Source organism: Cellulosimicrobium sp. 22598, assembly GCF_052044445.1.
Lineage (GTDB): Bacteria > Actinomycetota > Actinomycetes > Actinomycetales > Cellulomonadaceae > Cellulosimicrobium > Cellulosimicrobium cellulans_G.
The window spans coordinates 24,079-37,642 of sequence record NZ_JBQEMZ010000002.1; the positions used below are offsets into that span (position 1 = coordinate 24,079).

Below are 13,564 nucleotides of genomic sequence, written 5' to 3' on the forward strand. Positions count from 1 at the left end.
GAGCTCTATCTCGCGCCCTGCTGTTCTACCTCGCGGTCAGGGCAGGAGGCTGCGCAGGAGGTGGGCCGCGCCGTCGTCCTCGATCGAGCCGGTGACCTCGTCGGCGGCGGCCTGCACGACGGCGTCCGCGTGGCCCATCGCGACGCCGTGCGCCGCCCAGCGGAGCATGTCGACGTCGTTGCGGCCGTCGCCGACCGCGACGGTGCGGTGCGGCTGGACGTGCAGGGTGCGGCGCACGAGCTCCAGGCCGGTCGCCTTCGTGACGCCGAGCGGCGCGATGTCCATCCACGCCGTCCAGCCGACGGCGTACGTGACGTCGTCCAGGCCGAGGCGCTCGACGAGCTCGTGGAACTGCTCGCTCGTCGACCCCGGCGCCCGCACGATCACGCGCGTGACCTCGCCCGACCACAGCTCGTCGAAGTCGACGACGCGGTGCACGCCGTCGAGCTCGCCGTCGGGGAAGAGCTCGTTCATGCGGAAACCGACGCCGACGTCCTCGACGGCGTACCGCGCGTCGGGCAGGTGCTCGCGCAGGAGCCGCAGGGCCGGGCCCGGGTCGAACGTCACGACGTCCTCGAGGACGTACCCGTCGGGCTCGTCCGGGTCGAGACGCGCGGTCACCGCGCCGTTGGACGCGACGACCCAGCCGCGGTCGATCCCCAGGATCTCCGCGACGGGCGTCATCGCGATGAGCGACCGCCCGGACGCGAGCACCACGTGGTGCCCGGCCGCGCGCAGGTCGGCGACGGCGTCGCGCACGTCGTCCGACAGCTCCTGGTCGTACGACATGAGGGTGCCGTCGATGTCGAGCGCGACGAGCAGCGGCCCGGACGCGTCGTCCGGGACGAGGGGACCCGTCACGCCACCACCGGCTCGAGGACCTCGAGGCCGCCGAGGTACGGGCGCAGGCCCTCCGGCACGCGGACCGACCCGTCGGCCTGCTGGTGGTTCTCGAGGATCGCGACGATCCAGCGCGTCGTGCCGAGCGTGCCGTTGAGCGTCGCGACGGTGCGCGTCTCGCTCTTGCCGTCGACCTCGACGCGCTCGCGCACGTTGAGGCGGCGCGCCTGGAACGTCGTGCAGTTCGACGTCGACGTGAGCTCGAGGTAGCGCTGCTGCGTGGGGAGCCACGCCTCGCAGTCGAACTTGCGCGCGGCGCTCGACCCGAGGTCGCCCGCCGCGGTGTCGATGACGCGGTACGGCAGGTCGACGAGGCGCAGCATCTGCTCCTCCCAGCCGAGCAGGCGCTGGTGCTCCGCCTCGGCGTCGGCCGGGTCGCAGTAGGAGAACATCTCGACCTTGTGGAACTGGTGCACGCGGATGATGCCGCGCACGTCCTTGCCGTGCGAGCCGGCCTCGCGGCGGTAGCACGCGCTCCACCCGGCGTAGCGCAGCGGCCCGGCCGAGAGGTCGACGATCTCGTTCGCGTGGTAGCCCGCGAGCGCCACCTCGCTCGTGCCGACGAGGTAGAGGTCGTCCTTCTCGAGGCGGTAGATCTCGTCCGCGTGGGCGCCGAGGAACCCGGTGCCCTGCATCACCTCGGGCCGCACGAGCGTCGGCGTGATGACGGGCGTGAACCCGGCCGCGACCGCGGTGTCCATCGCGGCGTTGAGAAGCGCGAGCTCGAGGCGCGCGCCCACGCCCGTGAGGTAGTAGAACCGCGCGCCCGAGACCTTCGCGCCGCGCTCGGTGTCGATCGCGCGCAGGCCCTCGCCGAGGTCGAGGTGGTCGCGCGGCGTGAAGCCCTCCGCGGCGAAGTCGCGGATCGTCCCCTCCTCGCGCAGCACGACGTAGTCGTCCTCGCCGCCCGCGGGAGCGCCCGCGACGACGTTCGAGATGCGGTAGAGCAGCCCGCGCAGCTCCTCCGACGCGGCGTCCGCGTCGGCCTGGCGCGCCTTGACGTCGGCCGCGAGCTGCTTGGTGCGCGCGAGCAGCTCCTGCTTCTCCTCCCCCTGCGCCTGGGCGACCTGCTTGCCGAGGGACTTCTGCTCGGCGCGCAGGCTCTCGAACTCGCTCAGCGCGGCCCGGTGACGGGCGTCGGCGTCGAGGGCGGTGTCCACCAGCGCGGGGTCGTCACCACGGGTGACCTGGCTGGCACGGACGATGTCGGGGTTGTCGCGCAGGAGGCGGAGGTCGATCACGCCAGCAGCCTAACGAACCGGGCGGCCCCCGGTCGCGGACCGTTCCCGCGCCCACCCCGCTACGGTGTCGCCATGTCCTGGACGCTCTGGCTCGCGATCGCGGCGCTCGCCGTCGCGGTGGTGGCACTCGTCGTCGCGCTGGGCCTGCGCGCGCAGCAGACCCGGCAGCGCCGCGCGCACGGCGACGCGCCGCCCGTCGAGGAGCCCGCGGTCGAGGACGACCCGCGCGAGCTCGTCGCGTTCGTCGCGAACCCGTCGAAGCCCGACGTCGCCGGGCTGGAGGCGGTCGTGCGCGCGGCCTTCGCGGACGCCGCCCTGCCCGACCCGCTGTGGTTCCAGACGACGGTCGAGGACCCGGGCGTCGGGCAGACCCGCGCGGCGCTCGCGCAGGGCGCGGACGTCGTCGTCGCCGTGGGCGGGGACGGCACGGTCCGCGCGGTCGCCGAGGGCATGGTCGGCAGCGGCCGCACCATGGGCCTGGTCCCGGTGGGCACCGGCAACCTCCTCGCGCGCAACCTCGACCTGCCGGTGGGCGACGCGCGCGCCGCGCTGGCCGTCGTGATCGCGGGTTCCGACCGCCCGGTCGACGTCGGCTGGGTCAAGGTCCTGCGCTACGCCGACGTCACCCCCGCGGAGGGGGACGAGCCGGGGACGGCGCCCGACCCCGCCCAGGACACCGACAAGGAGCACATCTTCCTCGTCATCGCCGGGCTCGGGTTCGACGCCGCGATGGTCGCCGACACCGACGACGACCTCAAGGCGAAGGTGGGCTGGGTCGCCTACTTCGTCGCGGGCATCCGGCACCTGCACGGGCGCCGCATGCGCGCACGCATCCAGCTCGACGACACGCCGCCCGTCGAGGCGCGGCTGCGCTCGCTCCTCATCGGCAACTGCGGCCGCCTCCCCGGGGGCCTGACGCTCCTGCCCGACGCGGTGATCGACGACGGGATCCTGGACATCGCCGCGATCGACACGCGCGGCGGGGTCGTGGGCTGGGCGCAGCTCTTCGGTGAGGTCGTCATGCAGGGCCTCGGCGTGCGCAACGACCTGCCCGCCAAGATCGGACGCATCGACCACGCGCGCGCCCGGCGCGTCCGCGTGCGCGTGGAGGGCGGCGAGCAGGCCCAGGTCGACGGCGACGTGCTGGGCCTCGCCGTGGAGATCGAGTCACGCGTCGACCCCGGCGCGCTCGTGGTGCGCACGGCCTGACCCGCGTGCCGTGCCGTCAGCGCGACGTCGTCTCCGTGTCGATCGCCGACCGCATGACCGCGCGCGGAGGGATCGCCGCGGCCCCACCCACCCGGCTCAGCCCTGCCAGGCCGACGCCGACCATGAGCACCCTGCCCGCGGCGTCGCGGCGGTCCGGGCCGCCGAGGACGTCCGCGAGGACGGCGACCAGGTGGTCGAGCGTCTCCACGTAGGCGTCCGCGACCTCCGGCCGCAGCTGGGCGTGGGCGCCCGCCTCGGCCCAGAGCGCCAGGGCCCGGCCGTCACCGTCCGGACCGACGAGGTCCTCGAAGAAGAGCTCGAGCCCCGCGCGCGGCGCCAGACCGCGGGACGCGCCCTCGAAGGCGACGATCTCCTCTCGGGCATAGCGCCGCCAGGCCTCCGCGACGAGCTCGTCCGTCGACGCGAAGTGGTGGTGGATCTGGCCGGGGGAGCCACCGAGCTCGTCGGCCACGACGCGCGCGGTGACGGCGCCGAGCCCGGCACGGCGCACGACGGCGGCCGCTGCGGCGACGATCGAGTCCCGACGCTCCGCGCGCGGCAGGTAGGCCATCGTCAGCTCCTCGTCCGTGTCGTGCCGACGCCGTCGGTCAGGCCGTGCAGGAACGCGAGAGTACGCGCCCGGAGCCCCGCCCGGCGAGCCCGGACGACCTCCTCCGCGGGCGGGTCGAGCGGGCCTCGCACGGGGGCAGCCAGCACGTTCCGGCCGCAGTCCAGGTCGGTGCAGACGAGGATGCCCACGGTGCTCAGGCGTCGCCTCTTGTCGGACGACGGCCGGGGAGCGGCGAAGAGCGCCACCTCGTTGAAACGCCTCGTGAAGCGGCAGAGGGCGCACATGACCGCGCGCCCTCCGGTCTCCGCGTGGCTCGGGCTCTGGCGCAGGACCGCGCCCAGCGCACGGCCGTCGAGGCCCTCGGCCACGAGGAAGGCGCGCTGGGGCGCCCGGGGGTCCCGCCACCCGAGGTAGTCGAGATCGTCCCAGCGCAGAGCGTCGAAGTGCGCAGGCAGGCGGACCCTGCCCTCCGACGGGTCGGTGTTCACGATCGCGGCGCGCGCCTCGGCACGGCTCAGCGGTCGCACGGTCGGCTCTCAAACTTGTACATGGACCCAATTTGTACACGGGTACAAGTTTGGCCGTCCAGCGCATACCCGCGCAGCGGGCGTGGAGGGCGCGTGAGCGTCCCGCGCGGACCTGCGACGACGCCGCTCGTCGGCCCGGTCCGGGCGCGAGGCGCCCCCGTAGGCTGGTCCGGTGACGTTCCCGGCCGCCGCGCTCCCCCCTGCCCGCACCCTCCCCGCACGCCGGGGAGCGACGGGCACGCGGGCGACCGCGCTCGCGGCGGCGGTCGCCCTGACCCTGCTCGCCCTCCTCGGGACCGTCGCAGCGCCGGCAGCGGCCGCGACGCCGTCGGGCACGACCGCGACCGCGACCGGCACCACGAGCACCGCCGCGACGGGGACGACGACCGGCACCGCGCCGACGCACGACCCGCGCCCCGTGGTGCTCGTCGCGGTGGCGGGCCTGTACTGGAGCGACGTCTCGCCCACCGCGACGCCCACGCTGTGGTCGATGATCCGGACGGGGTCGGTCGCGTCGCTCGGCGTGGGGCGGACGTCCTGCGCCACGGACGCGTGGCTCACGCTGTCCGCCGGGCAGATGGTCTCGTCCTCCGACCCGGCGGCCGAGGAGCCGGTGGAGGCGCCGCCCGTCAGCGCCGAGCCGCCCACGCCGGGCTGCCCGCCGCTCCCCGTCCCCACCCCGACGACGTCGGGAGCGACCGCGCCCGAGGCGCTGCCCGCCGACGTCCCCGGGTGGGCGACGCTCACGGCGCCCTCCGAGGAGGAGGCCGCCGCCCCGACGACGCACCACGCGCCCGGGACCCTCGCGACGCGGCTCGCCGAGACCGGCGTCTGCACGACGGCGGTCGGGCCGGGCGCGGCCGTGATGCTCGCCGACGCGAACGGGCACGTCGAGCGGTACGCGTCCGCGCTCGCGGCGCTGCCCGAGGGCGGGCTCGACGCGTGCGACGTGACGGTGGTCGACCAGGGCGAGATCGTCGACTCCTCCCCCGGGCGGGGGCAGAGCCTCGACGCGCTCGACGAGGCGCTCGCGCGCGTCATGGACGAGGTCGACCGCGGGACGCGGGTGCTCGTCGCGGGCGTGCCGTCGGGGCCGGTCGGCGAGCCGGGGCTCCCGGTCGTCGTCGACTGGCGCAAGGGCGAGCCCACGAGCCGCTGGCTGCACTCCCCGAGCACGCAGAAGGACGGCATCGTCCAGCTCGTCGACCTCACGGCGACCGTCGTCGAGGAGGCGGGCGGGAGCACCGAGGGTCTCGACGGCGCACCGCTGTCGCTGGGCGAGGTCCGACGCATGGACGTGGCGCGCACGGTCGAGAACCGGCAGTACCTCAACGTCCTCACGAGCACCATCCCGACGCTCTACCCCGTGCTCGTCGGGCTCCTCGTCGCGACGCTCGTCGTCGCGCTCGGCGGGGCGCTGTGGGTGCGCCGCGCGGCCGCGCGGCGCGGGCTGCCGGCGCGCCCCGGCCCGGCCGGCCTGCGCGTCCTGTCCGCGGTGCTCCTGGTCGCGGCCGCTGCCCCCGTCGCAGCCTCCCTCGCGAGCCTGTCGCGGTGGTGGGTGTGGAGCGCGCCGGCGCCCGCGCTCACCCTCGCCCTCGCCGTCAGCGCCGTCGCCGTCGCCCTCGTCGCGTGGGCCGCCTCGCGCCTCCTCCCGCGCCGACCGTGGGCGCTGCCGACGGCGCTCGCGGGCGTCACGTGGCTCGTCCTCACGGTCGACGGCGCGACGGGCACGACCCTCCAGCAGGCGTCCCTGCTCGGCACGTCCGCCGTCGCGGGCTTCACGCGCTTCTACGGCTTCAACAACGTGACGTTCGCCGTGTACGCGGTCGCGGGCCTCGTGCTCGCCGGCGGCCTGGCGTCCACGGCGCTCGCCCGGGGACGGCGGCGGCTCGCGGCGTGGCTCGTGGTCGCGGTCGGGGCGGTGACGATCGTCATCGACGGCTGGCCCGCGTTCGGCGCCGACTTCGGCGGGATCCTCGCGCTCGTCCCCGCGTTCGCCGTCCTGGCGCTGCTCGTCGGCCGGGTGCGGATCACGTGGCTGCGGGCGCTCGTCGTCGCGGGGCTCACCGTGCTCGTGGTCGCCGTCGTCGCGGTGGTGGACTGGCTGCTGCCCGGCGGCAGCTCGCACCTCGGCGGGTTCGTGCAGACCGTCCTCGACGGTGCGGCGCTCGAGGTCATCGGACGCAAGGCCCTCGGCGCCTGGCACACCGTCGCACAGCCGGCGGGTGCCGTGGCGGCGGTGCTCGTCGTGCTCGCCGCCCTCGCCGCGCTGCGTCCGGAGCGCTTCCGTCTGCCCGAGGTCGCGCGTGCCTACGAACGGTGGCCGCTGCTGCGCGAGCTCGTGGTCGCGCTCGTGGTCGTGGCGGGGGTCGGCTCCGTGCTCAACGACTCGGGCATCATCATCGCCGTCATGGTCGTCGTCGTCGGGACCGCGATGATCGTGCCCGGCTTCCTCGCGCGCGAGGCGCCGCGACGCCCGACGTCCGCGCTCCCCGAACCGGGGATCCGGCACATGCCCACGATGCTCCTCACGGTCGGGGGCGGGCTCCTGCTCGTCGTCCTGCTCGTGTCGACGGTGCTCGCCTCGGGTGGGCTGCGTCCCACGTCCAGCGCCGCGCCCGCGGGAGGCGAGGCGGCCGTGACCCGTGCGGACGCCATCGCCACCGACCGGCCGCTCGTCGTCGTCGGGACCACGGGCGTCACGTGGAGCGACGTCACGGCGGCGACGACGCCGAACCTGCACGCCCTGCTCACCGACGGTGCCGGCGCCGGCGGCGTCGCCCAGCCGACCGGAGCGGCGAGCCGCTGCACCGTCGGCGGCTGGCTCGCGCTCTCGGCCGGGCAGCTCGCCGAGGTCGCGACGCAGCGTGCGCCCGACGGCACGTGGGAGTGCCCGACGGCGCAGCCCGTCACCTCCACCGAGGCCGCCGACGGCGCGCAGGTCGAGGGCTGGGACGAGCTCGTCGCGCTGCAGCGCGGCTCGGGCTACCAGGCGCGGCTGGGCGTGCTCGGCGACGCGCTCACCGGCGACGTCGCGGGCGCCTCGTCGGGCGCCTCGACGAGCACCGTGTGCGCGACGGCCGTCGGGCCCGGTGCGGCGATCGCCCTCGCGGACTCGCGGGGCGACGTCGCGCGCTACCGGGACCTCGCGCGCGCGACCACCCCCGGGAGCGACGCGTTCGCGTGCCCCGTGACCGTCGTCGACGCCGGCGACGCGACGTCCCCGACCGTCGACCCCGACCTCCCGGCCGAGGAGCGCGCCGCGCTGCGGGCCTCCCTGCGGACGGACCGGCTCGCCGCCGTGGACGCCACCGTGGGCGCCGTGCTCGACGCCACCCCGACCGGGACGACGGTGCTCGTCGTCGACGTCGCGGGCACGCCCGGGACGCGCCCGGCGCTCGGCGCGACGCTCGTGCGACCGTCGTTCGACGGCCCCGAGCAGGCGCGCTACGTGACGAGCGCCGCCACGCGGACCGACGGCGTCGCGCGCGTGCTCGACGTCCCGGCGACCGTGCTCGACGCCGCCGGCGTCGCGACCCCCGCACGCATCCAGGACACGCCGCTGGCGTGGGGCTCGCCGCGGCCCCCGGACGCGACCTCGACCGCGGACGCGCTCGCCGACCTCACGACGCGCGACCACGTGCGGCGCGCCGTCTACACCGCGTTCGTCGACGTGCCGCTCTACGCGGGCCTCGCCATCGCCGGGCTGTGCCTGCTGCTCGCGCCGCGGGCCGCGCGCGCGACCGGCGACCGGGCGCGCGCCCGCTGGGCCCGGGGCGCGCACTGGGCGCGCGGGGCCGCTCTCGTCGTGGCCGCCGTCCCGACCGCGGCCTTCCTCGTGTCGCTCACCGGCTGGTGGCGGTTCGCGAACCAGACCCTCGCGATCGTCGTGTCGACCGTGCTCGCGACGGCGGCCGTCGCCGCGCTCGGCGCGCTCGCCCCGCGGCGTCCCGTGTGGCTCGGGCCCGGGATCGTCGCCGGGATCACCTTCGCGGTGCTCACGCTCGACGCGCTCGTCGGGACGCCGCTGAACCGCGCCAGCCCGCTCGGCTCCGCACCGACGTTCGGCGCGCGGTTCTACGGGTTCGGCAACCCGACGTTCTCCGTGTACGCGGTCGCGGCGCTCGTCCTCGCGGCCGCGCTCGCCCAGTGGCTCGTGGCCCGCGGGCGCCGGTACGTGGCCGCGACGGTCGTGGGCGTCATCGGCGTGGTGACGATGGTCGTGGACGTGTGGCCGACCCTCGGGGCCGACCTCGGCGGCGGGCTCGTCGTCGTGCCGGCGTTCGCCGTGCTGGGGCTGGCGGCGTCCGGGGCCCGGGTCACGTGGCGACGGTTCCTGCTCGTCGCCGCCGCCGGCGTCGGCCTCGTCGCCGCCGTCGGCGTGCTCGACTGGCTGCGCCCGGCCGACGAGCGCTCGCACCTCGGCCGGTTCGTCGGCCAGGTCGTGGACGGCTCGGCGTGGGAGACCCTGCTCCGCAAGGCCGGCTACGCGGCCCGCTCCGTGCTGGGCGGCGTGCCCGTGTGGCTGACGATCCTCGTCCTCGTCGCGACGGCGCTCGTGCTGTTCTGGCCGCGGCGGTACACGCCGGGGTGGTTCGCGCGGACCGAGGCCGCGTGGCCGCTCGTGCGCCCGACCGTGCTCGCCCTGTGGATCGTGTGCGTCGCCGGGTCGCTGGTCAACGACTTCGGCGTGCGCATCGCGCTCATCGCGCTCATCCCGGCGGTGCCGCTGGTCACCGTCGCGGCGCTGCACGCCGCCGCCGACGGCACCGGGACCGAGGAGGGGCCGGGCTCCCGGGAGGGCACGCCGGGCGCCGCGCCGGACGCGGCCGGGAGCGAGCCGGAGGACTCCACCTCACGGGTGCAGAGCGCGGCGCGCTGAGCCTCCCCTCCTACGCGAGCACGAGCTCGGTGCCGCCCGCCGCGAGGTCGGACATCGCGACGCTCCGGACCGCCGGGTCCTCGTAGGTGTTCCAGTAGTAGGTCGACGTGCGCGAGGAGAACAGCCCCGTGTAGACGGTGATCTCGGACTCGCCCGACGCCATCACGGCGCTGCCCTCGACCATCGCGACCTGCTGCAGCGTGTGGAAGGCGCGGCTGACGTTCTGCTCCTCGCTCTCCTGCGTCGGGTAGTGGGCGTTGACGTAGGCGGCGCGGACGAACCGCGACGGCGAGTAGTAGTCCCCCGGGATGCCGCGCATGTGCGAGCCCGAGCCGAACGGGGTGAGGACCGCCCCGCCCAGCTCCGTGTCCCCGGGGAAGTCGGGCGAGGTGTTGAGGTAGTTGCGCAGGTTCTCGTGGTGCCAGCCGAACCCGGGCTGGTTCGTGAGGACGTCGACGTCGTCGTGGAAGACGTGCATCCCGTCCGCCGTGTGCTCGACGACGACGGCGCGCGTGGCGTCGGCGACGATCCAGTGGAGCATCGAGCTCGGGTAGGTGTCGTCGATCGGCCGGTCGACGACCACGACGTCCTGGAGCGCGGCCTCCACCTCGTCCACCGTCGCGAACTGCGAGCACACCCACAGCGGGAGCTCGTACGCGGCGACGTTGACCGCGCCGTCGACCGGGCCGGGCGCGTAGGCCGCGTATCCCGGGAAGTTGAGCCCCGCGACGGCGAGGCCCGCGTCGTTGCCGCAGTCGAAGTAGAGCGGCGTCCCCTCCGCCACGATGCCCATGCCGAGCGTCGCGTGCCGGATTGCGGGCACCGCGCCGAACGGTGACCTCGGCCCGTACCCGGTGGGCGTCAGCACCACCCGTTGCCCGTACCCGCTCGTCCAGTCGAGGTTGCGTGCGAGGTAGACGCTCCCCCTGCCGTCCGAGAACCTGATGCCCGTGCACATGGCGATGCCCCCGTCGTCGTCGGTGCGGCCTCGCGCGGACGCGAGCCACCGGGCACGACACCGTGCTCCGTCCACCCAGGGTGGGCTCCCCCGGAGACGCTCGCCACCCGCGGGACGGGACCGCGCGCCGGGCGGTGGCCGGGCCGGGCTCAGTGCTGGTCGGCGGCCCGCACCCGGTCGACGGCGGAGCGCATCTTGCGCGCGTTCACGGCCAGGAGCACGTCGCGGTACTGCGCGGCGCGGTGGAGCTGGCCCTTGAGGTCGTTGGACGACGCGCGGTGGCGCAGGTCGCACGGCACCTCGACGGCGACGTACCCCTTGCGGAGCAGGTCGATCGTCATGCCGGTCTCCACGCCCCACCCGCGCGCGAGCGGGGTCGCGGCCTCGAACGCCTCGCGCGTGAGGCAGCGCATGCCCGAGAGCGGCTGCGTCGGGGTCCACCCCGTGAGCGACTGGATCGCGCGGCGCGCGGCCCCGACGACGATCCCCCGGCCGCCGGCGCCCGGCTGCGGCGGGAGCAGCGCGATCGCGAGGTCCGCGTACCCGTCGAGCACGGGCGCGACGAGCGGCGCGGTGTTCACGGCGGTCTCGCCGAGGTCGCCGTCGATGAAGAGCAGGAGGCGCGGGGGACGGTCGGCGGCGTCGCGCATCGCGACGACGGCCGCGCCGGTCTCCATGGCCGCGGCCTTGCCGCGGTTGTGCGAGTGGCGCACCACGACGGCGCCGGCCTCGCGCGCGACGTGCTGGGTGTCGTCCTCGCTCCCGTCGTCCACGACGAGCACGAGGTCGACGTGCGGGATCGCCTTGGCCGCGCGGACCGTCGCGGCGATGCGCCGGGACTCGTCCTTCGCCGGGACGATCACGGCGACGCGCTGCCGCACCGCGCGGCCGGTCCGGCCCTCGCCGGTCGTCGGCCGGGGCGTGCGTGCCCGCGTGCCGGACGCCGAGAGGTACGTCGGCGGCGTGCTCGCCGCGCCCGCCGGCGCGCCGGCAGGAGCACTGCCCGTGTTGTTCCCCGACTCAGTCGACCGATGGTCCGCGTTCACGCCGTCCAGCCTAGTAGTGCAAAGAGTTGGCCGCAGAAGTGTCGTCGTTCCACCAGCAGATCCGCTCGGGATCTTCGCAGGACGACCGGGCTGCGTTCCCAGGTCCCCCGGATCCTACTCGACGCGACAGCCCGCCGACAGGGGCGTCGGCGGGCTGCGCGTCGGGCCGCCGGCCGGCAGCGGGTGCGTCAGCGCAGGGTCACCTGGCGCGACACGATCCCCGCGCGCGCCCGGCGCTCGTTCGCGTCGAGCGGCTCCGTGACGGCGAGCGCCTCCGTGAGGAGCGCGTCGAGCTCCGCGACCGGGCCCTCGAGCTCGTCGGCCTCCGTCCCGCGCGGCAGCTCCCACACCGGGACGAGCACACCGCTCGACCGGAATGCGCCGACGAACTTGCCGCCCGCGAGGCCCGACTCGCGCCGCGCGTGCAGGCGCGAGATCGCGTCGATGAGCGCGTCTTCGGGCTCCGGACGCGCCCAGCGCAGGAACTCGCGCGACATGCGGCACCAGTACGCCGAGGGGACGGCGTCGAGCTTCACCGTGGGCACCATCGACTCGGCCGCCTGGTCGAGCGACGCGCGCAGGTCCGGCGTGACCTCCTCGGCCGGGTCGAGCCAGAACGCGAAGTCGTCGTGGACGGTGACGTCGAACGGGACGGAGAGGTCGAGGACGTCCTGCAGGCGCGGGCCGGCGTCGGGCAGCGCGCTCATCTCGATGGACGTGCCGGGCTCGGCGTCGATCGCCTCCAGCAGCGCCGCGGCGAGGTCGCGGCTCGTGTCGCCCGAGCCCGCGAGCGTCTGGACCGCGAGGAGGATCGCGCCGTCCTGGCGGTGCAGCGCGGCCCAGCCCGCGGGCAGGACGGTCACGACGGTGACGTCGCGCGCGCCGTGCTCCGCGGTCGTGCGGGCGGTCGCGGTGGCCGAGGGCACGACCTCGCGCATCGCGACCCAGTCGGTCTCGCCGGGGAGCCCCTCGAACGGGCGCAGCACGAAGTCGGGCGTGGAGTTCTTGGCCATGCGCGGCAGTCTACTGGCGCGCCGCCGGGCGGGTGCGGGGCCGCAGGCGGACGTCGGGCAGCGCGGGTGCCGGGAGCGGGCCGCCGTCGTACCCGACGACCTCGCCGTAGCGTCCGTCGCGCGCGCCCTCGGCGTACCGCGTGCCGCCGTGGTTCGGCCCCTCCCCGCCGGTGACGACGAGCTGCGCCTGCCAGTCGGCGCGGGCGCGCGCGACGTCGTCGTGCGACCGGCCGACGAAGTTCCACCACATGACGATGTCCTCGCCGAACGGCTCGCCGCCCACGAGCACGACCCGCGCGGGGCCGTCCGGCCCGGCCTCGACGGTGAGCGTCGCACGGCCCGGCGCGACGTACCCGAGCGACGACGGCGGGACCACCTCGCCCTCCAGGCGCACCGTCCCGTCGTCCACGAGCAGGCCGTGCTCGAACGCCGGGTCGACGTCCAGCGTCACGCGCACCCCGGCCGCCAGGTCCACCTGCGCCCCGACGAGGGGCGAGTACGTCGTCGCGGGCGAGCGCAGCCCCGCGCCCGCGACCCGCAGGCTCCCGAGGAAGACCTGGACCCGGGCACCGGCGACGTCCGCGACCGGCAGGTCGGCGTGGTGCTCGAACGCCGGCGGGTCGTCGAGCCGGTCGCCCGGGAGCGCGACCCAGAGCTGGACCCCGTGCAGGACCGGCGGGCGGACGCCGCGCGGCGACTCCTCCGAGTGGGAGATGCCGCGACCCGCGGTCATGAGGTTGAGCTCGCCGGGCCGGACCGTCTGGAGGGAGCCGACCGCGTCCCGGTGCAGGATCTCCCCGGCGAACAACCACGTGACGGTCTGCAGGCCGGTGTGCGGGTGCGGCGGGACCTGCATGCCGTCGGTGCCGTCGCCGATCGCGGGCAGCGGGTCCGGCCCGTAGTGGTCGAGGAAGCACCACGCCCCCACGAGCGAGCGCGCGCGCTGCGGGATCGTGCGGCGCACCCGCATCGCGCGCGTGCCCCCGAGCGGGACGTCGCGGTGCTCGAGGATCTCCACCGCGGGCGCCGCGCCGTCAGGGGCGCCCGCGGAGCAGACGCGCTCCTCGGGCCGGGTCTCGAGGTTGCTCATGGCACGAGCGTAGGCGCGGCGGACGCACCCGGCCCACCGGCCCGCGGACGGGTCTTCGCGTCGCGGGACGCCCGCGGGAGAATGGCAGCGAGGCCCCTCGGAGCAGGATTCCGAGGGGCCTCGCCGT

Annotated in this window: 10 protein-coding genes; 2 read left to right on the plus strand and 8 right to left on the minus strand. The window is 75.9% G+C overall.

What is annotated here, in order from left to right:
• Positions 1 to 36 precede the first annotated feature (36 nt).
• Together ACTJIY_RS02635 and serS are read right to left on the minus strand one after the other, a co-directional pair.
• The gene (locus tag ACTJIY_RS02635) at positions 37 to 861 is read right to left on the minus strand and encodes an HAD family hydrolase (RefSeq protein WP_308202298.1); all 825 of its coding nucleotides are present in this window, start codon (positions 859 to 861) and stop codon (positions 37 to 39) included.
• Entirely contained in the window at positions 858 to 2,141 is a 1,284-nt protein-coding gene (gene serS / locus ACTJIY_RS02640) for a serine--tRNA ligase (RefSeq protein WP_440675003.1), read from the minus strand. Before serS ends, ACTJIY_RS02635 begins: the two co-directional genes overlap by 4 nt.
• A 72-nt stretch (positions 2,142 to 2,213) precedes the next feature.
• Here serS and ACTJIY_RS02645 point away from each other — a divergent pair, with 72 nt between their 5' ends.
• Positions 2,214 to 3,350 (plus strand): diacylglycerol/lipid kinase family protein, encoded by a 1,137-nt coding sequence (locus ACTJIY_RS02645; RefSeq protein ID WP_253052324.1) that lies wholly within the window; start codon positions 2,214 to 2,216, stop codon positions 3,348 to 3,350.
• A 16-nt stretch (positions 3,351 to 3,366) separates the two neighbouring features.
• On the opposite strand, the gene ACTJIY_RS02650 is transcribed toward ACTJIY_RS02645, so the two are convergent.
• Positions 3,367 to 3,921, minus strand: coding sequence for a TetR family transcriptional regulator (locus ACTJIY_RS02650; RefSeq protein WP_253052322.1), 555 nt, complete (start codon positions 3,919 to 3,921; stop codon positions 3,367 to 3,369).
• Positions 3,922 to 3,923: 2 nt separating this feature from the next.
• A complete protein-coding gene (locus ACTJIY_RS02655) occupies positions 3,924 to 4,448 on the minus strand; it encodes an FBP domain-containing protein (RefSeq protein WP_253052320.1) in 525 nt (174 codons plus the stop codon).
• Positions 4,449 to 4,620: 172 nt separating this feature from the next.
• Between ACTJIY_RS02655 and ACTJIY_RS02660 the strand changes: the two genes are divergently transcribed.
• Positions 4,621 to 9,330, plus strand: coding sequence for a hypothetical protein (locus ACTJIY_RS02660; RefSeq protein ID WP_440675004.1), 4,710 nt, complete (start codon positions 4,621 to 4,623; stop codon positions 9,328 to 9,330).
• A 10-nt stretch (positions 9,331 to 9,340) separates the two neighbouring features.
• Here the strand turns inward: ACTJIY_RS02660 and bsh are convergent, their stop codons facing one another.
• From bsh to ACTJIY_RS02680, 4 genes are all read right to left on the minus strand, one after another.
• Positions 9,341 to 10,288, minus strand: a complete 948-nt coding sequence (gene bsh / locus ACTJIY_RS02665) for a choloylglycine hydrolase (RefSeq protein ID WP_440675005.1) — start codon at positions 10,286 to 10,288, stop codon at positions 9,341 to 9,343.
• A gap of 149 nt (positions 10,289 to 10,437) precedes the next feature.
• The gene (locus ACTJIY_RS02670; RefSeq protein ID WP_047232032.1) at positions 10,438 to 11,169 is read right to left on the minus strand and encodes a glycosyltransferase family 2 protein; all 732 of its coding nucleotides are present in this window, start codon (positions 11,167 to 11,169) and stop codon (positions 10,438 to 10,440) included.
• Between the two features lie 353 nt (positions 11,170 to 11,522).
• On the minus strand, positions 11,523 to 12,347 hold the full coding sequence (locus tag ACTJIY_RS02675; RefSeq protein WP_253052314.1) for a DUF5926 family protein: 825 nt from the start codon (positions 12,345 to 12,347) through the stop codon (positions 11,523 to 11,525).
• Between the two features lie 10 nt (positions 12,348 to 12,357).
• Positions 12,358 to 13,437: a pirin family protein gene (locus tag ACTJIY_RS02680; RefSeq protein WP_440675006.1), complete on the minus strand. Its 1,080-nt coding sequence runs from the start codon at positions 13,435 to 13,437 to the stop codon at positions 12,358 to 12,360.
• Between the last annotated feature and the right edge of the window lie 127 nt (positions 13,438 to 13,564).

What these genes read in the sequence shown, in the direction of transcription:
- bsh (WP_440675005.1), bottom strand. Translation starts at nt 10,288, where the DNA reads ATGTGCACGGGCATCAGGTTCTCGGACGGCAGGGGGAGCGTCTACCTC.
- ACTJIY_RS02675 (WP_253052314.1), bottom strand. Translation starts at nt 12,347, where the DNA reads ATGGCCAAGAACTCCACGCCCGACTTCGTGCTGCGCCCGTTCGAGGGG.
- ACTJIY_RS02645 (WP_253052324.1), top strand. Translation starts at nt 2,214, where the DNA reads ATGTCCTGGACGCTCTGGCTCGCGATCGCGGCGCTCGCCGTCGCGGTG.
- ACTJIY_RS02680 (WP_440675006.1), bottom strand. Translation starts at nt 13,437, where the DNA reads ATGAGCAACCTCGAGACCCGGCCCGAGGAGCGCGTCTGCTCCGCGGGC.
- ACTJIY_RS02650 (WP_253052322.1), bottom strand. Translation starts at nt 3,921, where the DNA reads ATGGCCTACCTGCCGCGCGCGGAGCGTCGGGACTCGATCGTCGCCGCA.